At 63.2% G+C, this 20,266-nt stretch carries 15 protein-coding genes and 2 pseudogenes; 7 read left to right on the top strand and 10 right to left on the bottom strand.

What is annotated here, in order from left to right:
* Positions 1 to 55 precede the first annotated feature (55 nt).
* The gene (locus tag GEV06_03560) at positions 56 to 478 is read left to right on the top strand and encodes a helix-turn-helix domain-containing protein (protein MPZ16982.1); all 423 of its coding nucleotides are present in this window, start codon (positions 56 to 58) and stop codon (positions 476 to 478) included.
* A gap of 220 nt (positions 479 to 698) precedes the next feature.
* Here the strand turns inward: GEV06_03560 and GEV06_03555 are convergent, their stop codons facing one another.
* Both GEV06_03555 and GEV06_03550 read right to left on the bottom strand, forming a co-directional pair.
* A complete protein-coding gene (locus tag GEV06_03555) occupies positions 699 to 1,031 on the bottom strand; it encodes a hypothetical protein (protein MPZ16981.1) in 333 nt (110 codons plus the stop codon).
* A 4-nt stretch (positions 1,032 to 1,035) separates the two neighbouring features.
* On the bottom strand, positions 1,036 to 1,263 hold the full coding sequence (locus tag GEV06_03550) for a DUF433 domain-containing protein (GenBank protein ID MPZ16980.1): 228 nt from the start codon (positions 1,261 to 1,263) through the stop codon (positions 1,036 to 1,038).
* Positions 1,264 to 2,012: 749 nt separating this feature from the next.
* On the opposite strand from GEV06_03550, the gene GEV06_03545 reads away from it, so the two are divergent.
* A complete protein-coding gene (locus GEV06_03545) occupies positions 2,013 to 2,210 on the top strand; it encodes a hypothetical protein (GenBank protein MPZ16979.1) in 198 nt (65 codons plus the stop codon).
* A 484-nt stretch (positions 2,211 to 2,694) separates the two neighbouring features.
* Positions 2,695 to 5,148, top strand: coding sequence for a hypothetical protein (locus tag GEV06_03540; protein MPZ16978.1), 2,454 nt, complete (start codon positions 2,695 to 2,697; stop codon positions 5,146 to 5,148).
* A gap of 1,203 nt (positions 5,149 to 6,351) precedes the next feature.
* Here the strand turns inward: GEV06_03540 and GEV06_03535 are convergent.
* Together GEV06_03535 and GEV06_03530 are read right to left on the bottom strand one after the other, a co-directional pair.
* A pseudogene (locus GEV06_03535) lies at positions 6,352 to 6,681 on the bottom strand (hypothetical protein).
* Positions 6,678 to 6,902, bottom strand: coding sequence for a DUF433 domain-containing protein (locus GEV06_03530; GenBank protein ID MPZ16977.1), 225 nt, complete (start codon positions 6,900 to 6,902; stop codon positions 6,678 to 6,680). The pseudogene GEV06_03535 and the gene GEV06_03530 overlap by 4 nt, the downstream one beginning before the upstream one ends.
* A 333-nt stretch (positions 6,903 to 7,235) precedes the next feature.
* On the opposite strand from GEV06_03530, the gene GEV06_03525 reads away from it, so the two are divergent.
* Both GEV06_03525 and GEV06_03520 read left to right on the top strand, forming a co-directional pair.
* Entirely contained in the window at positions 7,236 to 7,997 is a 762-nt protein-coding gene (locus GEV06_03525) for a hypothetical protein (protein MPZ16976.1), read from the top strand.
* Positions 7,998 to 8,324: 327 nt separating this feature from the next.
* Positions 8,325 to 8,423 (top strand): annotated as a pseudogene (locus tag GEV06_03520) (SEC-C domain-containing protein).
* Between the two features lie 300 nt (positions 8,424 to 8,723).
* Here GEV06_03520 and GEV06_03515 read toward each other — a convergent pair.
* Positions 8,724 to 9,338 carry a methyltransferase domain-containing protein gene (locus tag GEV06_03515; protein MPZ16975.1) on the bottom strand — a complete coding sequence of 205 codons (615 nt, stop codon included), beginning with the start codon at positions 9,336 to 9,338 and terminating at the stop codon, positions 8,724 to 8,726.
* A 192-nt stretch (positions 9,339 to 9,530) separates the two neighbouring features.
* Between GEV06_03515 and GEV06_03510 the strand changes: the two genes are divergently transcribed.
* Complete coding sequence (locus tag GEV06_03510; GenBank protein ID MPZ16974.1) at positions 9,531 to 10,388, top strand: hypothetical protein; 858 nt, start codon at positions 9,531 to 9,533, stop codon at positions 10,386 to 10,388.
* Between the two features lie 434 nt (positions 10,389 to 10,822).
* Here the strand turns inward: GEV06_03510 and GEV06_03505 are convergent, their stop codons facing one another.
* Both GEV06_03505 and GEV06_03500 read right to left on the bottom strand, forming a co-directional pair.
* Positions 10,823 to 12,097 (bottom strand): PQQ-binding-like beta-propeller repeat protein, encoded by a 1,275-nt coding sequence (locus tag GEV06_03505; protein ID MPZ16973.1) that lies wholly within the window; start codon positions 12,095 to 12,097, stop codon positions 10,823 to 10,825.
* 370 nt (positions 12,098 to 12,467) lie between these two features.
* Positions 12,468 to 14,240 carry a peptidoglycan DD-metalloendopeptidase family protein gene (locus GEV06_03500; protein MPZ16972.1) on the bottom strand — a complete coding sequence of 591 codons (1,773 nt, stop codon included), beginning with the start codon at positions 14,238 to 14,240 and terminating at the stop codon, positions 12,468 to 12,470.
* A gap of 470 nt (positions 14,241 to 14,710) precedes the next feature.
* Between GEV06_03500 and GEV06_03495 the strand changes: the two genes are divergently transcribed.
* Positions 14,711 to 14,953, top strand: coding sequence for a hypothetical protein (locus GEV06_03495; GenBank protein MPZ16971.1), 243 nt, complete (start codon positions 14,711 to 14,713; stop codon positions 14,951 to 14,953).
* 193 nt (positions 14,954 to 15,146) lie between these two features.
* Here GEV06_03495 and GEV06_03490 read toward each other — a convergent pair whose 3' ends face one another.
* The 3 genes from GEV06_03490 to GEV06_03480 form a co-directional block, all read right to left on the bottom strand.
* Positions 15,147 to 16,778, bottom strand: a complete 1,632-nt coding sequence (locus GEV06_03490) for a hypothetical protein (GenBank protein ID MPZ16970.1) — start codon at positions 16,776 to 16,778, stop codon at positions 15,147 to 15,149.
* Positions 16,779 to 16,816: 38 nt separating this feature from the next.
* Positions 16,817 to 17,644, bottom strand: a complete 828-nt coding sequence (locus tag GEV06_03485) for a hypothetical protein (GenBank protein ID MPZ16969.1) — start codon at positions 17,642 to 17,644, stop codon at positions 16,817 to 16,819.
* A 223-nt stretch (positions 17,645 to 17,867) separates the two neighbouring features.
* On the bottom strand, positions 17,868 to 20,144 hold the full coding sequence (locus GEV06_03480; protein ID MPZ16968.1) for a hypothetical protein: 2,277 nt from the start codon (positions 20,142 to 20,144) through the stop codon (positions 17,868 to 17,870).
* Positions 20,145 to 20,266 lie beyond the last annotated feature (122 nt).

Below are 20,266 nucleotides of genomic sequence, written 5' to 3'. Positions count from 1 at the left end.
AAGCTGTACACGACAAGGAATCGTGTATCCTTTATTAGGATATTGAGCCATTCCGATGATGTCAACACTAAAAGGAATATATAATCCTAAAGAAGGACGGAGGGAAGCCCAACTCTACCGGCGAATCGGCGAGAAGATTAGAGAGGTCCGGATGCGTCGGCAAGTGAGTCAAATACGGTTGGCCGAGCTCACTGGAACGACGCCAAATACTATCTCTCGGTGGGAAACCGGTACATACAAGCCTTCAGTGGCGCACCTTGAGAGGCTCGCGCGGAGCCTTGGCGCTCCGATCACGATCTTTATCTCACAAACAGAACCGGACGCGACCTCGCAGACGCTACTGAGTGCAATTGCTGATCTGGACGATGATGACCGCGAGGACGTTCTTCACTACATTGAGTTCCGTCGCTCGCTCAAGCGCATGAGGAAGAGGAGCCCTGGTGGCGGCAGCTCTTCGTCGCGCCTTCGTGATCGTTGAAGGCGCCGTGTGTGTGGCACGCGGCGCGGACCGAACGCGCTAGTGGACCGTACTAACGGCTTCTTTAGTATCACGCGATGCGCCGTGAGGGATCAGCATAAGACCAGCGCACGGGCTTGGCGTTGCGATTGTACTTGTCGATGTAGCGCCGCAACTTGCGCGCCAAATCACCCGCGGCTAGCCGTCGTGTAGCGGCCCGACCGCGAGCGCCCGGACCGTTCTAGCCCAACTCGAGGATCGTTGCTTCCTCCTGGTCAGAGAATCGACGAATGCCGTCGTAGCTGCGCCGAAGGAGTTCGGCCATCTGTTGCGTGGAGCAGTTCCCCAAGCGTATCCAGATGACCTTCGGCGGAGCGCCCTGCAGTAATACGAGTCGGTGAAAGTCTTCGTCTTTCGTAACCAGGAGAGCCTCATGCTCTCGGGCCGCTTGCCAGACGCGCGAATCAGGAGCACCACCGAGCCCTAACCGACGAACGTGCAGTGATCTCGGATACAGGCCGGAGAGGGTCTCACAGAGGTCCTCAGACAACTGTTCGTCGAACAGCAGCCGCATCGACTCAAGCTGCCGGTACGCCGAAGGTTCGACGCTCGCGCTCCGCCGCGTAAGCGAGACACGCCCGGATGTCCTGGGCCGTCAACTGCGGGAACTGGGCGAGGAGCTGCTGTTCAGACATTCCACCGGCGAGGTATCCGAGGATGTCACCGACAGAAATGCGGGTGCCGCGCACGCAAGGCTTCCCAAACCTGACAGCGGGGTCGACCGTGATGCGATCACGCAGGTTCACTGTCACAGTGTACGGCAACATGGCGCCGGATCGCAAAGAGGAGTTACAGTTCAACCGCGTGGCGAGTGGGCCGCTCCCTGCGGACACATCTTGAGCTCCCGCACGCGTCGGTCCTCGCGTTGACGCCGCAGGAGCTCGTCAGGTCCCGTCCGGCTGGACGCACCAGCTTGATCGCCTGTCCAACCTGCACACCTGAGGGTCGCATGCAGCTTTGACCTGCGGTGTGCCCGCGAGTGTGCCCAACACTCATCACGCGGTGCCCAATCTGGCCCAACGCCACCCAAGTTGAAGTGAGAAAACAGGCCGAAAAACTCGCACGTTTCGGCCTGTTTTCGATCCAGGCACCGGACTCAAAATCCCCCGCCTGGCAACGGGCGTGAGGGTTCGACTCCCTCCTTCGGCACCAAATAAAGGACTTACACTGAATACTCCCTAACACCATCTACGTCAGATCCACGGAGTGTGCCCAGGGTGATCGAGTGGAGCTTCTGGTGAGCACTCCGGCAGGTCGAAGCTCTCGGCGTCCCGGCGTCGCAAGGAGCGCGCGCCCCGCACGGACTCGTGTCGCCCAACCTCATGCTGACCTGATGTCACCGGACACGAGACGGAGATGCTTCTTCCCTTTGAGCGTCTCGACCCACCGCGTCGCCATCTGATGGCGATTCGTGGTCCGGATCTCGACGAGGCCGTTCGGCCAGACCATCACGCGCGTCTTCATCATCCGGCCACGCACGTAGTCCGTGTCCAGCATGAGCGCTCCCCTTCCAGCAGCGCAGGTGCTGGCACAGATCGTCGAGCGTCCACTCGTCGTGGTCGACGTAGTCAATCTCCGAGCTCCCACGCGGCCGGGCGTCATGGAGCGACAGGACCGCGAGCGCGAAGAGGAGCGCCAGCGCGCCATCCTCGACATCGTCTCGCAGGATCTTGCAGCGTCGCCGGTGGGATGAAAAGGTCGGTTCCTCGGTCGCTTCTGAGGAGAGGATACGGACGGGCAGGGTTCCTATCTTCGCTAGAAGCTCGTACGCGGCTGGTCCTCTTGACGGCATGTGGATCACGCGGCAGAGAGCTCCGGAGAGACATCACGCATGTGGGACCAGTCTCACCAGGTTCGGCCGACCTCCGCTGTCCTGTCAGGCGATCTGGTGGCACACGCGCACGAACAACAGTTCGCTGTCTGACAGTGGGAGAGACACGTATTACCGCAGTACCTCCGAAGCGCGCGGGAGCGTCGCGCTCGATAACAACGGCATGCGAGTAGTCTTGCACGAGCTCCGTGTCGAAGAAATCGTCGAACCTGATTCACCCTGTCGCACCGTCGGCCCCGATACTCGGCCCCTGACGATTCTCGCACGAGCCGGGACACGTGCGCCATGTGGCACGGCTGGAGATGCTGGCTTGTTCTTCATCGTATGCTGACGTAGGCTGTCGCGCATGGCGGATGATGGCATCGCCGTTCCCTACAATCTCCATCTGAAGTCGCTGGAAGCCGTGCTCTCCGGAGTGCGCCGGCCTGGGGATGTCTTCGCGCACGGCGCGTACGACACACCGATGCCACGCGTCGAGGTCGAGGGCGTGGGTGTGCTGTCGTTTCCCATCCCACCCGGACAGGTGCGGAAGCTCATTCGACAGGCGGTCCGCGCGCCCTACGGGCGCGGCGAAGACACGATCGTCGACGAATCGGTGCGCAAGGTGTGGCAGGTGTCGCCTGACGCCGTGCGTATTGGCGGGCGCTCGTGGCAGCGCGCGTTCCAACACATCCTGTCCACCGCCACCCGCGGGCTGGGCTGCGCCGACACCAAAGTGGCGGCCGAGCTGCACAAGCTGTTGGTCTACGACAAGGGCGGATTCTTCAAGACGCATCGCGACACGGAGAAGGCGGCTGGGATGTTCGGGACCCTGGTGGTCGTGTTGCCCTCGACTCACCGCGGCGGCGACTTGCTCCTCCGACACGCGGGGCGGGAAATCTCGGTGAACCTGAGCGCCACGGAGGTGTCGGAGCTGACGTTCGCAGCATTCTATGCGGATTGTGAGCATGAGGTGAGGCCCATCACGTCAGGGAATCGCGTGTGCCTCGTGTACAACTTGATGCAGCAACGAACCGGGAAGCACAGACGCACACTGACCGCGCCGTGCTACGAGACGGAGGTCACTGCGCTCGCGACCGCGCTCCAAGACGGGTTCGCGGCACCAGACGCGTCCGCAAAGCTCACCTGGCTCCTCGAGCATCAGTACAGCCCTGCTGGCCTCTCCTTCGCCGGATTGAAAGGGGCGGATGGGGCGCGGGCGAACGTCCTCCGTCTGGCCGCCGAGCGCGCAGGATGCGCCGTGCACCTGGGGATTGTCCATATCGAGGAATACGGCCTGGCGGAGCTCACCTACGATCCAGATGCGTACCGCCGCTCGCGCTGGCGCTTCTACGATGAGGAAGCAGAGGAGAACGATGAAGATGCCGAGGGCGAGGCCTTCGAGGTAATCGAGGTGTCCGACGGCTGGCGCTACGTGGATCACTGGATAGATCCCAACGATCGCACGATGGACTTTGGCAAGCTGCCACTCGATGACGGGGAAGTGCTCCCTGCTGGCGCATTGGACAACGCGCCGCCTGACGCCCAGCGGGTGACGGAGGCGACTGGGAACGAAGGTGCGAGCTTCGAGCGAGCGTATCACCGAGCGGCGCTAGTGATGTGGCCGCGCGAGCGGTTCCTCGATGTGCTGCTGCCCGCTGGGCCAGGCGCTGCGTTGCCGTATTTGAAGGAGCAGATCGCCGCCTCTGCCACGGCCAACACGCGTTCCGCACGTGACTCGGTGATTGCGATTGCCCGGCGAATCGTCGACGCCTGGGAAGCCTCACCAGATTATCGCGTGTCTCCCGGCGCCGGCACGGTGCCACGTCGCGACGAGATGCTCCACCTGCTCAGCGAGCTCGGCAACGTGCGCTTGCTGGAGCGGTTCATCCGCGGTGTCATGACACGAGAGTACGACGGCAGCGAAAATGAGGCGCTCGCCGCGACGGCTCCGCAGCTGGGTGCGACGAACGTCCGCACCCTCTTCGCGCATCTGGTCCGTGGACACATGCCCGTGGCTCCCCGTGCGTGTGTCAACGTGTTGAACCGCACCATCAGTCACCTGGGACGGCTGAACGCGGCGTGGACGGCGGCGCTCGACGACGTGGCGGTCACCATCGTCGAAGCGCTGCCGAACCTGGGACAGGCAGCAGCCTCTCGCGCGCGGCACGGCTGGCGGCGCCCGCAAAAGACGGAGCCTGTCGACGGCACGATGGTCGTGGAGCTCATGCAAGGGCTGCGTGTGCTACAAGCGCCCAGGTTGCGCGCGGACGCCGCCGCCGCGATCACGGCAAATCCAGCCGGCTTTCGTCCCGATACGGTGGTGGTACCCGCGCTGGAGAGGATCCACACGCATCAGCGAAACGGATTCGCTCTAGACCCCGAGGTCGCACGGTTGTGGGCGTATGCCGCTCAGTTTCTGTTGAGCCGCAGCGAGCGACCACCCACGCCGCCGAGGGATTGGCGGCAAAGCGTGAAGATCTCCTGTCGGTGCGACGACTGTCGTGCGCTCAACGCCTTCGCCCGCGATCCGGTAGCCGATGTGCATCGGTTCCGGGTGCGCAAGGATCGACGCCAGCATCTACACCAGCAGATCGAGCGCCACGGGCTGGACATGACGCACGTAACCGAACGTCAGGGCTCACCCCAGACCCTCGTGTGCCGCAAGACGCGGCGCGCCTACGAGCGTCAATGCGAACAACATGAAGCCGACCGCGCCTCGATGAGCAGCCTCTTGCGCCTGATGCGTCACCCACGCGGCGAACTGGCCGCCCTCGCCGCGCGTATGACGGCTGCAAGGGAGCGCACCGCCACGGTGTGAGCCACGCTGACGATGCCCAGCCCTGAAATCACAGATCCCCTGCAGACATGCTCATGTGTTCGCGTTGCTGGCCGACCAACTCTGGCCAGCAACTACCAGGTTCTGCCTTCCGCGCCAGTGTTCGCATGCCCCTTGCGTCGTCCCTGTGCCGTCGCTTTCGCGGTCATGGTTGACAAGCAACATGATTGCGAAGAACTCGGACCCGCCGCTGTGCTCATGTCACTCCAGCCGGAGAACGGTGCCCGGGTCCTCGTAGCCAGTGATGTCCGTGAAACGACACCCACCGAGAATGACCAAGACCAAGGCGCGCCGTTCCAGGCCTCTGAAGCGCCACATCCTCCGCCTGCTAAACGGAGAGGAGGCTCACACGGTTCTTCTGCAGATGCTCACGACGCGCGCGGATCTTGTTCCTCACGCCGAGGAGTTGGCTCTAGAGCTCTCCTTGGCTACATTGAGATTCACGGATGTAGCCACGGAAGTATCAGCCGTCGTTCGACGGCTCGGTTTGGACGATCCGGATGCTGGAGCACGCGCATCGGGCTCCGTCGAACCGTCAGAGGCCGCCTGGGAGGTCATACCCGGTCGGTCGAACCGTTTCTCGCCGACCTCAAGCGCCCGGATTAAGCTGGATTCAGCTACATGAAGATGAGGCTCTCGAAGTCTGTAAGGGAATCGTGCTTGGCTTGTATCAGGCTGAGCAGGAGGGCAATGAGTTGTTCGAATACGCTGAGGACTGGCCGTCCGAACTGGCCCGCCAGGCGGTGGAGATGTGGCGGCGATACCGACGCAGATTTCCGAGCGACTTCGTTGAGGCGCTCACGCCCGAGTGGGATTGGCTACTCAAGTGAAGTCTTCCAAGTCAGATAGTTGCCACACGAGACCGTACTATCTCCCGTTACGCGTCATAGGATTACTCGCGTTCCTGTCCCAGGACTCCCAAGAGCGCCGAGCAGGCACGGAATTGCCTCCCCTCGAGGCGCCGACGGCGCTGCACCTGCCACGAGGCCCGGTGTATGTGTCAGCATACCGAGCTGGTGACTCGCAGCGCTCGTCAGTGCCTCCAGCTTGGCCTTCGAGCTTGCCAACCGGCTGTTTTCTGACTTCAGTTGGTCGCCCCGTTTGCGCCGCGCATTAAGTTTCCTTGCCGCGGCGTCGGCGCGACACTCTGGTTGTGCCGTGGCTGTGACGAGGTTCCGCACCGCGACTGATCTCCACGATCGCCTCACCTTGTTCCAATAGTCCAATGGCATCCGGAAACGTCTGCTCCAGAAGGGCCTTGAGGCGCGCGTTAGACATGTTCCCGCAGGTCAGCCACAACACCTGGGGCGGCGTTCCGATCCGGCGCACCAAGTCAACAAAATCCTGATCCTTGGTGAACACGACAACCTTCGCATCGCGAGCGCGATCAAAGATGTTGGGATCTTCCGCTTCGCGCAGGCCAAGCTCCCGAACGTGTAACGTGTCAACGCCGAATGCCCGGTGAAGCCAGGGACACAGCTTGGGAGAGATATGCGCGTCCAGCCACAGGATCACGCCGCGATGACCGGATGGTTGAGGCGGCTGCTGGCGAACCGCAGGCATGCTTGAACATCCTCGGGCTCAAGGTCCGGGTGTTCCTTCACGATTTGCTTCGGTGTCATTCCTGACGCGAGGAGCTCGAGAACGTCAGCAACTCGAATGCGCATGCCGCGAATACAGGGACGTCCACCGCACTGCCGTGGGTTCACCGTGATCCGATCCATCAATTGCGCCATGCTCATCCCCCAACTGATAATACGGTCGTTCGGCCAACCCGATGAGAACCTTGTGATCAGTATACAAGACTTGCAGGCGCATCTCATATGGCCAAACTGTGGCACCATCGTTCACTCTTGGCCCCAGCGCCAACGACGAGACGTCACCCACTGGTCGCGCACCCGCGGGAGCGGGGTGTCATCCCACTGGCCATTGCCGTGCGACATGCGCGATCATCATGAAAGGCGACCAGGGCGGGGCCGGAGAGATCCTCAGCGTGATGGATGGCGCCCTCGGCGTGTGTCCCGTTCAGCCCACCTGGCGTGACGATGCCCGTTGCTCACGGAGGACGCATGATCTCATACGTGGCGATGGAGCGAATCGCGGAAAGGGAAGTCGCGTCGAAAGCGAAATCCCGCAAGGGACGTGAGTCTCGCCCATTCCGGGCATACGCGAGGCGTTGGACCGATAAGGACCTGCTCGCTCGGCTGCACGCCGTCGGTATAGACCTGGACAGGCCAACGCTGAGAGGCCTCTGCGAACGCACGCTTTCCGCCGAAGAGATCACCACGTCGCTGTTGCACGAGCGGACCTTCACTGGTACGCGGCAAGGATGGGATCGCGACTGGGTATGGATTTGTGTGGCGACGCTATGGCAGCGGTGGTTTCCGGAGATCCCTTCCTTTGAACGACTCGACGATAGGATGCAGGACGGGTATGCCCTCGTGGCGTCCGGCAAGACGGCAGCCGCGTGCCGCACCTGGCTTGAAGCGTCGGACGACGTGCTCCACATCCTCGACAAAGCACACATAACGTCGATCGGCGAATTCGACGATCGCTTCAGAGGGACCCAGTCCCTGTTCAATTGGCATCAAGATCTCGAGAGTGAGCTGTGGAACGCGGGACTGCAGGATCGGTATTTTCACCGCGCTAGGATTGCCGTCGGCGAAGAATTCCTGAACAGGTTTGGCTCCGACGACGATCTCGTCACCGAGAACTGGCGCCGCGCGGTCGCGGAGTCCTATTACGAGCTCGGCGAGACCAGCCAAGCGGACGCGCTCTACCGTGAATGGCTGACGGCCGATCCGCAGTGGGGGTGGGGGTGGATCGGCTAGTCCGATTGCTCGTGGCACACGCGCACGGAATCGCAAGACCTGACGCGCTCCGAAGTACGTCTTCGCGAAGGCCTGGCCATCGAAGGTGTCCGCGATCGCGTGGATCTCGCGGAACGGCTTGCCGACCTCTGTGAAGAACAGGGACGAAAGCAGGAGGCCAGGGAGCTCCGTCAAGAGTGCCAGCGAGCGATGGCGCGGATTCAGCAAACCGTCGATGTTCACGCACGTGAACGGGTGTTGCGCCAGAAGACCACGACTACGTTTGAAGGCGAAGGCCTGCCGCTCGAGGAGCTCTCGAGCGTCCGGGACTTCGCCCTCCGAACTGCCGAGCAACGTGCCACGGTCAAGAAGGTCGGGCGCAATGATCCGTGCCCCTGTGGGAGCGGGAGGAAGTTCAAGAAGTGCTGCGGCGGCGTCACGTCATGATATCCGCTAGGTATGCCACTCGGTGCACATCGGGTCTGCGCCACAGTCGTACCTGAGGCCGAGGTCGTTCGGGCCGTTGGCTTACCGTTTGCGCCTGCGGGATGCCGTACGGTAGTCGACGGCGTCTCCGGCGATGATGGTGACTCACTTTGCCCCGAGGGCTCCTGTACATGCTCTCCCCACACCATCTGGCGAGAACGGCGGAGCCATCACGTTTCATCGTGCGTGGGAAGCCCCGGCGCCGTCTCCCCGGCAGGGCCGCGGTTTGGACGGGTGAGGGAGTGGTCCAGCGGCGCAGAATTATCCCTCGAGGGGTGCGCTCGCTTTGCGACTGGTGTGCCCGCGCGTGTGCCCAACACCTGCGACCGAGAACGACCGAAGCTCGTCCGTCGTGAGCGGCCAAGGCATCTCTCTCGGTGGCGTCTCGTCCCCGGCAAATGACCAACAGCGTGCCGTACGGCGCCACCAATTCCGCGGTGCGCTGCATGGCGTCTGCACGCACATGCTCAGGCAAGACCTGTAGCGTGTAGGACTCGAGCACGAAGTGAAACGGCGACGCCACTGGTCTGGAGGCCCCAGAAGATCCGCTTCGACGTAGGCGACAGGCGATCCCGCGAAACGCTTTCGGCACCAGCTGATAGCCGTCGCCGAGATGTCGAACGCCATTACGTCGCCACCGGCTACGCCGAGGTACTCCGCGTCGTCGCCCAACCCACAGCCGATCGTCAAGCAACGCTTGCCCCGGAAGTTCACCGCGCTGCGCTGATGCCAGGTCAGGAGATGTGGGTTGGGGACCATGTCCGCCCACTGAATGAGGCGGTCATCATCGCTCGCCTCCCGGTACCGCGCGTCGAACCAACCGTGATAGTCGCCGCGCTGCGCGTGTTCAACGCAGAGTGCGCGTGGCTCGGGCACGATCTCGGGTCATTGCTAATGTGCGTGATTATGGCCGCTATGCCAGGCCACCCGGCCTGGCACTGCTCCAGCACACCTATAGTAGCGACTCTCGGGCTCTACCACCCTGGCAGGCCCTATCTATGGCCCTATCCACGGTGGGTCCATTTACTCGAGTCTGTGGCAGACTAGCCTGGGACAACGGAGGCTGCGATGGGAAGAACGGCCCTGCCCGTGGTGTGTGCATGGCTCTGCGCTCAGCTCGCCGGCGCGCAACCGTCCACTCAGCCCACGCTCGAAGCAGGTCCGGCCGAGATTCTGCGCTTCACAAGCGCGTCACTCGGCCGTGAGCGCGCGTTTACCTTGCTCCTTCCGTCCAAGTACGCCCGGTCATCGCAGCAGCGCTACCCCGTTCTGTATCTTCTTCACGGCGGCGCCAGACAGGACCATGCCGCGTTCACCGAGCGACCGTGGTTCAGCGACCAGGCATCGCGCGACATCATCATCGTGACGCCGAACGGCGACGACAGTTGGTACGTCAACAGCGTTGCCGATCCCAAGGCGCGATACGAAGACTTCATCGTCAGGGACCTGATTCAATACGTCGATACGCATTATCGAACCATCGCGTCGCGTCGCGGGCGAGCGATAGCCGGCATCTCGATGGGAGGCTGGGGCGCCATGATGCTCGGTTTGAAGCATCATGAGCTTTTCGGTGCCGTGGGTGCGTTCAGCGCGCCCTTCGGGATCTCACGGCACGCGTCGGACATCGACATGACGTCGAGAACTCAACGAATGCTCGGAGCACCAGGGAGCCAGCAGCGCCGCGACCGGGACCCGGGAAGTCTAGTAGCCGACGTCCCGGTCAACGCCGTGCCGCACCTCTATGTGGCCTGCGGCGCAGAGGATATGTTCCTCCGCGACAACCGCGACTTCGTTCAGCGGCTGGCTGAGCGGAAGATTCCATACGAGTACCGAGAAATATCTCCAGCGGGCCACTCGTGGGAGCTATGGGATCTGCAGATTCCGGGTTTCGTCGACCTCTTCACCGAGGTATGGGTGGGAGAGTAGAGATCGCGATCATGTTGGTCGCGGGAGTCAGCACCACATCAACGCTCCTCGGCTGGCCCGTAGATTCGGGTTCGAACGGCGCACCTACAGTCGTGCGGCTTGCCTGAAGCTGTAATAGCTGCTTGGTATCAATCCCACGACTCTTGCATCGCGTCTGCGCGCCCTCAAGATCACACCGACCAAGCCGCGCTGATCGCACAGCACCACGTCAAAGCGAAGCATAAGCCCACAGTCGCTGACCACCTCTCTGGGTCAATCGCGCCATGAAGATAGAGCGCGAGCGAGCTGCTGCACGGGCCACACACACCGCGGACGTCAGGCGCACACGGACCACCCGGCTGTTGCGATGAGCGCATGACATCAGTCGCGGCAATCGCCGTGGCCACTCCGCCGTGTCGGGGCTCCCGGTCGTGACCGAGACATAGTCGCGTGACTCATTGCGCGACCTGCAGGGCCTTCAACTCGTTCTGGCCCCGTATGAGCAGCGTGCCATCGACGAGTGCCAAGGGCGCCCAGTTGTCGCCCTCCTCGAGCACCACGGCACTGGCGAGCGGTTTGAAGCCGGAGGGATCGGGCTCGACGAGATACAGCTTCGTGTTGCCGTCGGTCATCAGCAGCAGACCGTCCGCCAGAATCATCCCGCCCCGCACGAACGGTGGCTCCTGGTCGGTCTTCCATTTGATCTGGCCGTCCATGCTCATCGCGACGAGGCCATCGCTCCGGCTGTTGATCGTGTAATGGGCGAAGAAGTGGTCGCTGTAGAGGACCGGCGGTTGCGTGTGCGCGCCGAAGTCGGGGTTCTTGAACAGCTCCGTCACGCCATAGCTGCCGTCGTCCTTCCTCTCGACCTTGATCATCGCCGTGCCCGCTTCGTATCCCCCCGTGATGAGCACACGGCCTTCACCCGCGTCAGCCGGCAGAGGGACAGGGATCCTGCACTGCCAGTTCGTGTAGGTCCACAACACTTTCCCGCTGCGCGGATCGAGGCCGTTGACGCTGCCGTCCCTGGCGGCCCGTCCCCGTCCCACGGCACCGGTGATCACGACGAGGTGGTCTTCGCCGCCCACCCGGACGATGGACGGACTCACATAGCCTGGGACGCCAGACAGCGGGGCCGACTTCCATCTGAGCTCCCCGGTCATCTTGTCGTACGCGACCACGCCCGTCTCTGACGTCTGCGGCGCCACGATCAAGAGGTCGCCGCGGATCAACGGATTCTGCACGATGGCCCATCTCGGCAGCTCGCCGCCACCGAAGTCCTTCCAAATGTTCTTGTGCCAAACCGGTTTGCCTGTCGTCGTGTTGATGGCGTAGAGGTCTCCCAGCGGTCCAACCGTGTAGACGTGCTCACCGTCAACTGTCGGTGTGGTTCGCGAGCCGGCGAACATGAAACCGCCCGGCGCGTCGTAGGCGAAGCTCCAGAGCTCCTTGCCAGTGACGAGGTCGAACACACGGAGCTCGTCGCCGACCTGCTCATCCCTGTCGAACAGATAGACTTTGCCGTCGCTGACGGCCGGGCCGCCGAAGCCAGCACCCACCCGCGCCGTCCACAAGACTCTCGGGCCTGCTTCGGGCCACGTGCGCAGCAATCCCTTTTGATCGGAGATATTGTCCCTCCTCGGTCCGTAGATCCACGGCCAGTCCGCAGCGTAAGCAGAAGTGACCGACACAGCAACGACTAGCGTGACGAGCTTCAGTGAGGTTCTCATCCGTGCGGCTCCTGGATCGTGAACAGTGCGCGGGCGGGCTGCTCGCCCCTACCCACCTGCCGAATCATGCCGTCGCTCTTCGTTACGACGTACAGGTCGCTGTCGTTGTCCACCCCGAAGCGCACGTCCATACGGCGGCGGCCCGAGGGGACGCCGGCGCCCGGCAGCGTCGATCGCCGTAACGCTCTGGAGATCTCGCCCGGTCGGTCGGGTCACGTCACAGTTGCGTCACAGCTCTTCGATCGGGTCCTGAATCGTCGGTGAGGGCTCCGCCTTCGAGAACGGCAAGACGAACTCCTCGGTCGACGTGCGACCTCGAAGACGTTCTTTCGATTGTTGTGCCTGATAGAGGGGATCTTCTCAGCGGTCCTCACTTCCACCATGTCGCCGCGAACCGGTGCCGGGACCGCGCTCCATCGAAGCTGGTCACCGCGCGGGTAAACATGCCGCCCTTCAGGGCGCGCTCGTACTCTGACTGATACTGGGAGCCGGACATTCCGTGCCGGTCTTTTCGCCCATTCGTCTGAATCTGGGCGAACACCGCCGTGATGTACGGCTTGCCCTGATGCACGTAGGCGTTGAGGTAGATCGGTTGTCGTCCGGCCTGGCTCTGGCTGTTGTATTCGGCTTGATACCGATCCTCCGGAAGACGCGACTTGACGACCCAACCACCGATCGGCTGCTTGCGATAGAGTACGGTATAGTGCCAGTCGTTGCCGGTCGACACCACGGAGACGTTCACCGCCGACATGCCGGCCTTGGCGGCTCCATCCATCTCCGCCATGTGCTGGTCGTACGTAAGACCGTGACGGGCGCGAAAGCCCGGTTTGTTCTTGACGAAGATCACCGCATAGCGCGTCAGAGAACCAGAGTTATAGCTGTCCACGAAGACGGGGTGGAATTGCTCGGCGTTGTTGTCGTCGAAGACATCCTGATAGCTGCGCGCAGTGAGCCCGAAATAGGCCCGCCAGGCGCCCTTTGCCGGCCGCCATACCTGGTTGACGAAGGCCTTACCACCGACGGTGTAGAAGTCCAGCCATTCCGCCCACATGCCTGAATCGGCGAGGTGCTGGAACAACGCGCCGAAGCGGTCGGCCGGATAGCCGTGTCGGGCGTACTCGGCACCGGGCGTCCGCGACGGCCAGATCAGGGAGGGCCCGGGAGGGATGGGCTTGCGGGCGAAGCTCTTCCACTCCGCCCAGGGCCCCGTGCTGTTACTGCGAGGGACCGAAAGACCGCTCGCGAACCTCATCTCGACCGGCGTCCCGCCGCTCTTGGCGGTGCCGGCTTGACCGCCCTCCTCGCGGTGGATGTGAAGGTGCGGTGCCGAGCTGGTGCCCGAGTTGCCGACCAGGCCCAGCTTCTGGCCTTTCTTCACCGTCTTCTGCTGATCGACTGGCACCCGGATGTAGGGCCAGGCCTCTTCAACGGCGGGCGAGTTGATGATCGTCGGCAGAAGCTGGTCGTTGTGCGGACAGAGGGAAGCGGGAACTGTACCGGGCTGGAAATGCGCGTATTCGACCCGCGTGCCATCCGCGTGCTCGACCCAGAACCCGTTACCGCCACCGTATATGCGAGATTTGTTGCCCTCGTGTTTCGTCAGCTCCGGGTGCCAGCTCCCCTCGCCCGAGCCCGGCTTCAGATTCTGCGGCGCGTTGCGCCAACAGGCGATGACCTTGCCGTCGGCCATCGCGTAGACTGGTTTGCCGTAGATGTACCAGACGTTGTTGTCTTTTCCGTCGCCGGTGAATTCCTTCCATTCCGCGGAAACATAGCGCATCGCCCCGAGGTCGTAGCCGTATTTCTGGACGCCGCCCTCGCTGTGGATCTTGCGGCCCCAGTAGACACGCTCATCCTCCCGGAAATCCTCACCCTTGAACGGCAGGCCCCATCGAAGGTCTACGCTGGCCATCCCCAGGACCTGGGGCCGGATGGCCATCCTTCGACGGTCGTCCTGGCCCGAAACCGAGTTGGGGTCGGCAAAGGCGACGATGAGGAGGACAGCACCAAGGCTCAGGAGCTTCGAGCTCTTTGCGCCGCGCATGGCTCTCCTCCTCAGTGGCTGGATCCAGCACGGGTCCGCGTCGTCGAGTGGACCGCTCTCGGCGTCCGGGGGCGAAATGGTCATGGACTTGCTTCTCATCGGATCCTCCTTGTCGCGTTCACCGAGAGGACACAACCGGACGCGCCAGCCCCAATCCGACGGACCGTCCTCCCACTTGACTCATTAGCTGAAACGACGCTGAGATGGATCGAGAACAGCCAGCGGACACCATGAATTTCCGTCACTCAATGACAGAAATTCATGGTGCCCTCCACGGCCCTACGCGCTATCGGGGGTGCATGCAGCCGTTTCGAGGAGCCGCGCCTGAGGTCTTGCCGTAGCGTCTGCGGCTGCACCCTCAGCACGGGCCGGCTTTTGGACCGCGAGCAAATCATGCTGCCCGGGCAATTTGGAGGGGCAAACTTTGGCGGCAGGATCTCGAACACCGGCGATGTTCCAACCTGGCAAGCCGGACGCACAGGGTTACTACGCGTTTGCGCTGCCCTACGCTCAAATGTAGCGGCTGTGGGTGTCCGGGATTCGCCCGGGTAGTGCGCTATTGTTAGGGCATGACGCGACAACAGTATTCATCTGGCACGAAATGGGAACCGATAGTCGGCTACTCGCGCGCGGTTCGCGTCGGCCCGCACGTCTACATCACGGACATCGGCCAGTGGGAAGCGGTCGGCCGCGCACATGGCGAGGTGTTCGGCAAGATTCTGCCGGCAACGACAATGGTGGAGGTCAGCAAGCTGATCGACCCGCAGATGCTGGTGGAGATCGAAGCGGACGCGGTGGTGGAGCAAGGGTAGCAACGAGGCCTGAGTCTCGCGAGCGCTCCGCCGGTCCACCGAAACGAGCTGAAGAGGTCGCGCACAACCGACCGTCGCGCGAACCGACGCTTGAATCGGGTTCGTTCGCGAGGCGCGCCGCGCGGGATAGACGCAGCCAGCAGCGCGGTCATCGTCAGAACGAGCCCTGAGCAACGCCGGCATCTATGGCGGCCTACCTTCCGATACTCGTGAGCGCGGTCTCCCCTAAGCGATCGCGCAACTGCGCAAGGTACAGGCTCGCGGGCGCGACCGGCATGCCTGGCGACTCGTGCGTCTCCGACGGGCTCTCCGGAATCGGGATCCGGTTGCCGTGCCACAGCATCGGCGTGAATCGCCCTGTGCAGCCGATGCACCAGTTCTTCGAGCCGGGCGGCTGCTGAATGAGCAGTACCTCGGCCTTCACGTTCCACGCGACCGCCCAGCCGACGCTCCAGCCATGACCCGAGCCCGCATGCTCGCGGTTCGCGAACGCGATGTTCGGTCGTCGATCGGTACCACCCGTGAACTCGCTGCTGTCCACGAGCAGCCCGGTCGCCCACCGCTGATGCGGCGCGATGCCCGCGGTCGTGCTCTTGAAATCGAGCACGATGTTGGGGCCGGTCACACCGACCTGCGTGACGACAGGCCATACTCCCTGGCCTGTGACGCTCGACCGATGGAGCAGAATCTGCGTACCGGAGATGGCAAAGTCTGCCGGTGCCGCCGCTGCCGTGAACGGCACAGTGTGCTGAATGTGCACGTCGTCGATGGTGACTCTACGCACGGTCGATCCGAATGTCGTGCTGTTGTGCGTATCGACCGACACGACGTCGCGCACCCAGCCATCGCTCACCGCGTTCATGCGGAGCAGCGTGTACTGCGCCTCGCTGATCGGCTTGTCCTGAGCGGGAACAGTCACCCGTAGCGACTCCACGCCGACCTGCTCGATGCGTCCGGGGAACGTGTACTTCACGACGGTCGTCCCTGGAGGATTCAGGTACGCCGCATCCAAAGAATCCGACAGCGGCACATCGAACGTGATGCGACTGCCGTCCCTCGATCTGGCTCGAGACGGCCCTGGGTCTGTCGCGCTCCGGCCACGCTCAGGGCGCCCCTGAGATTCTCGAAGGCTCGAGGGACCGTCAATCGATTTGATCACACGGTCCGTAGTGATAATCGTGCCTGGCTTCAGCCACGTCTGAGGCTTGCCGTCTCGCACGAGCGTGTCCATTCCCATGAAATGGATCCACGCCTTGGTCACCGCTCGTCGAATGACGACCGGATCGCCGACGCGAAAGGCGGCCGCCGAGTCGACCGTGACCGTGTCCGCACCGGCGGGAACGTACCCGTCCGTCACGGTCGCCGGCGCTCCCTCTGGCTGCCATGTTCCCGATCCGCCGATGTCGAGCACGCGATGCGGCGCGCCGCTCACGCGAAGCACGGTATCGTTCTTTCCCGATCCGCTCCCGCGCAGCACGACGCCACTCGCGGCGATCCGCAACGGCCCACCAATGTCATACATGCCGCGCTCGAGCAAGACCGCGCCCCGGAAACCGTGCGCGTCGGGCGGCCGCGCCGCCACTTCGTCAACGGCGGCCTGAATGCTTGCTGTGTTGTCGCCGGGGGTCGGTCTCACCGTGCGCGCGACCCGCACATCGGGAATACGCACGCCGCCACCGCTGTAGCCGGCGTGCGAAAAATCCATGATCCGATTCGCGCGCGCGTCGGTGCCGTACTGGAGACGCCCGTTCGCGTCGAGCCACACCCAGCGTGATGTCCCCTGCGCGGCCACCGCTGCGGCGCTCAACAGCACCGAGGCAGTCACCGTCCACGTTCTACTTTTCACTTGGCACTTTTGCTTTCTCAGAACCCCAACCTGAGCCCTAGCCGGAACAGCCGCTCGTCGATCCCCTCGCGCCCGCTGTTCGCCGTGCTGTCAATCATGCCAAAGTTGCTGGCATTGACGCTGTCCTCCGGGTTGGCGAAGTGCGGGGTGTTCGTGACGTTGAAGATCTCGACTCTGAACTGCAGCGTTCTGCTGCCTCCAAGCGCGAACTGGCGGAACACGCTCATATCGACGTTGGCGAATCCCGGACCGCGCATGCTGTTGAACCCAGCCGTGCCGAACCGCCGCTCGGTCACCGGCCGGAACGCCGAGATCTCGAACCACGGGTTGTCCGCTCCGATGCCGCCCAGGATGTCGACCTCTTCCTTCACCTGATCGGCAACCTGATTGCTGCCGGGCAAATCCAGAGACGTCCCTGCCGAGGTGACCGTCAACGGCGATCCGGAATACGCGCTGAACAGACCGTTGACCTGCCACCCGCCGAATACCGTCGAGGCGAGGCCGCCGTCATTCAGGAACGGCTTGTCGCGGCCGAAGGGCAGCTCGGCGATGAACGCTGCTTGGAAGTTGTGGGGCCGATCCTGAGGAAGACGCGCCTCGTTGAGATGAAAATACTCGAGCGCCTGGACCCGCGGCGGGTTATCGCTGAGGGTATCGCAGCAGATGCCGAAGGCCTTGGACCACGTGTAGGCGACGCGCGCCTGGAAGCCCTGCGCCATCCGCCGCATCACCGAGATCTGGAGCGAGTCATAGTTGCTCCAGCCCGGGTTGCCGAGGATGCCGGTCGCACCGGTCCGTCCGAACTGCTCGAACAGCGGACGCCCTGCGTCGCCGGCGCCGATCACCTGCCCGGCGTTGGCGTCCAGGATCTGGTTGATGTCGCGCTGCCGCGTGGCGACGTAGCCGGCCTGCCCCGTGAATCATCCCGGCAATTCCGACTGCACGGTGAGGTTCCACGATTGGATGTACCCGCGCTTCGGCTCCTGCGGAAGCGCCCGCGCGCTGACGTCGAGCGGGACGGGGATCACGCCGCTGCTCAGATCAGGCACCGGAATGGCGGGAATGCCTTCACGCAGGCGGCCCGCCGGCTGGAACGAGCTCGCTTGCGGGACGCTGAGGGAGATCGAAGAGGGATAGTTCCCGACGAGGTTGCGAACGAACGCGAGGGGGGTACGGATCGTAGTTGATGCCGTAGCCGCCGCGCACGACGACCCGATCATTCACGCGGTACGCGAGCCCGACGCGCGGGGACACATTTCCCGCTCCCATGTCGTAGCCGCAGTCGGTTGGGACGGCGCCGAGACCGCAGATGAGCATTTGGTTGGTCTCGATGTCGTAGCGCTCCATGCCGCGGGTCGTGCGCGTGCCCATCGGGAAGTAGTCGTAGCGCACCCCGAGCGACACGGTCAGATTGCGGGTGGGCTGCCACTGGTCCTTCGCGAAGAAGCTGAACTGCCAGTTGCGGCTTCTCGTGAAGCCGTCTTCGAAGGGGATCACGCTCTTCGAGATGCCCGTCGGGAGCCCCAGAAGAAATGAGGCGAACGTGTTGAACTGATTCGGCGACGGACCGCCCGAGAGCGCCGTCGGGCCTCCAGCGAACGTAAAGCTGCCCGATCCATTGCCGAGCTCGTGCCGGTTCATCGCCTGCCGCACGATGTCACCGCCGAACTTCAACGTGTGCGTGCCTCTCGTCCAGGTCGCGTTCGCCGTGTACTGGAGCTGCCAGTTGTCGTCGATGTAAGGCGAGTTGCTGCTGCCCGCATATCCGATGTTCGAGTAGTCGGTGATGTCGAAATGCGGCCAGCCCCCGGCGAGCCGATCCGGCCCGTTCGTCCCCGGGATACCGAGAACGCTCAGCCCGAGATTCTCGTCCATGCGGTCGGGCTCGGAGAGCACCTCGATCGTGGTGACGCCCGCATACGTATCGATCAAGAAGTTGGGTGAGAACACATACGACCCGCTTCCGGTAAACGTGTAGGTGTCGCCGAGACCGGTGCCTGCCTTCGCCGCGGACGAATTGATGGGAAGTCCACCCAGCGTGCCAAACATCGCTGGGTTCTTGAAGTTGTAGCCGAGCCACCCGAGACGGGCGGCAATCGTGAGCCTGTTCGTCGGATTGTAGTTCACCTTCGCGTCGACATTGTGCCGGTCGAACGTGTACTCGCCGGTGGCGAAGTAGTTGTTGGCGAGACCCGGTTGGTTTGGCGGGGGCAGGTCGGCGATCAGCGTCTGCACAATCGGATCGAACCGCTCGCGCGGAATGATGTTGCCGGGAAACGCGGTGCGGCCGCTGCCGTTCGCGGCCCCGGTGAATGGATCGTAGATCGGTGTTGGCGAGGCCGAGAAATCTCCGTTGCGCATTGCGGCGGTCGGGACCGTGCCGAACCGCTGGGCTATCTGGCGATCGAACGTGCCCTGATAGCTGCCGAAGAAGAACAGCGTGTTGCGAACAATCGGTCCGCCGAGGGTACCGCCGAACTGGTTCTGGCGCGCGTCCGGCTTGTCCTCGCCGGAAGGCAGGAAGTACGGCTTCGACTTCAGCGCTTCGTTGAACAAATACTCGAACAGCGAACCGTGAAACTCGTTGGTCCCGCTCTTGATGAGCACGTTGGCCGACATCCCTCCCGAAAGCCCCTCGTCGGCGTCGAACGTACTGGTCGTCACGCCGACTGATTCAATCGCCTCGAGCGCCGGCACGTACGCGGCGACATGCGGCAGCCACAGGTTGTTCGAGATCGCGCCCTCGATACGTATTGCATTCGCATTACGCGTGGTGCCGTTCGAGCTGAACGCGAGGCCGCGAGCCGGATTGACGGCAACCGAGTGCATGTTTTCGGGCGGCGAAATGCCTGGGACGGTGACGAACAGGTTCTGATAGTTGCGCCCGACCGGAACCGGGAGATTCTGGAGCTGCGCTGCCGGAATTTCTGTCCGCACGTCCGCACGGTCGGTCTGTAGCACTGCGATGCCGGCGCTGACAGTGACGGCATCGGTCACCTGTCCGACCTCGAGCACGCTGCCGACACGGGTGATGCTGTCTTCGGAGACGGCCACGCCCGTCGTCACGAATTCCTTGAAGCCCGAGATGTTGACGCGAACCGAGTAAATGCCGGGAGGGATGGACGCGAACGTGGCGATACCGCCGTCGTTCGTGACGCCGCTGCGCGCCAAGGTCGTCTCGGTCTGCGTGATGGTGACGTCGGCACCGGGAACGGTGCCGCCGCTCCGGTCGGTCACCGCTACGACGATGGAACCGTATCGGACCTGTGCTTCGAGACTGGGCACCAGGACGGCCGTCGCGAGAACGAGCACGACGAGAATCGCAAGCCGTAAAGCGCGCTTCATATTCCCACTCCTTCGAGACGCTGCAAAACTGCTGTTCGCGGCCGGCACGCCTCGTCCCACGAGCGAACTGGAGGCGCCGCTCGGAAACTAGACCAGTCCGCCGCTCGGAAAGTGATCCACCT

Source organism: Luteitalea sp. (assembly GCA_009377605.1).
Classification (GTDB): domain Bacteria; phylum Acidobacteriota; class Vicinamibacteria; order Vicinamibacterales; family Vicinamibacteraceae; genus WHTT01.
This window is presented reverse-complemented; position numbering and strand designations above follow the sequence as displayed.

Excerpts from the sequence above, each read along its gene's own strand:
- GEV06_03560 (MPZ16982.1), top strand. The coding sequence starts at position 56 with ATGATGTCAACACTAAAAGGAATATATAATCCTAAAGAAGGACGGAGG.
- GEV06_03555 (MPZ16981.1), bottom strand. The coding sequence starts at position 1,031 with ATGCGGCTGCTGTTCGACGAACAGTTGTCTGAGGACCTCTGTGAGACC.
- GEV06_03545 (MPZ16979.1), top strand. The coding sequence starts at position 2,013 with ATGAGCGCTCCCCTTCCAGCAGCGCAGGTGCTGGCACAGATCGTCGAG.
- GEV06_03540 (MPZ16978.1), top strand. The coding sequence starts at position 2,695 with ATGGCGGATGATGGCATCGCCGTTCCCTACAATCTCCATCTGAAGTCG.
- GEV06_03530 (MPZ16977.1), bottom strand. The coding sequence starts at position 6,902 with ATGGCGCAATTGATGGATCGGATCACGGTGAACCCACGGCAGTGCGGT.
- GEV06_03525 (MPZ16976.1), top strand. The coding sequence starts at position 7,236 with ATGATCTCATACGTGGCGATGGAGCGAATCGCGGAAAGGGAAGTCGCG.
- GEV06_03510 (MPZ16974.1), top strand. The coding sequence starts at position 9,531 with ATGGGAAGAACGGCCCTGCCCGTGGTGTGTGCATGGCTCTGCGCTCAG.
- GEV06_03505 (MPZ16973.1), bottom strand. The coding sequence starts at position 12,097 with ATGAGAACCTCACTGAAGCTCGTCACGCTAGTCGTTGCTGTGTCGGTC.
- GEV06_03500 (MPZ16972.1), bottom strand. The coding sequence starts at position 14,240 with ATGAGAAGCAAGTCCATGACCATTTCGCCCCCGGACGCCGAGAGCGGT.
- GEV06_03495 (MPZ16971.1), top strand. The coding sequence starts at position 14,711 with ATGACGCGACAACAGTATTCATCTGGCACGAAATGGGAACCGATAGTC.
- GEV06_03480 (MPZ16968.1), bottom strand. The coding sequence starts at position 20,144 with ATGAAGCGCGCTTTACGGCTTGCGATTCTCGTCGTGCTCGTTCTCGCG.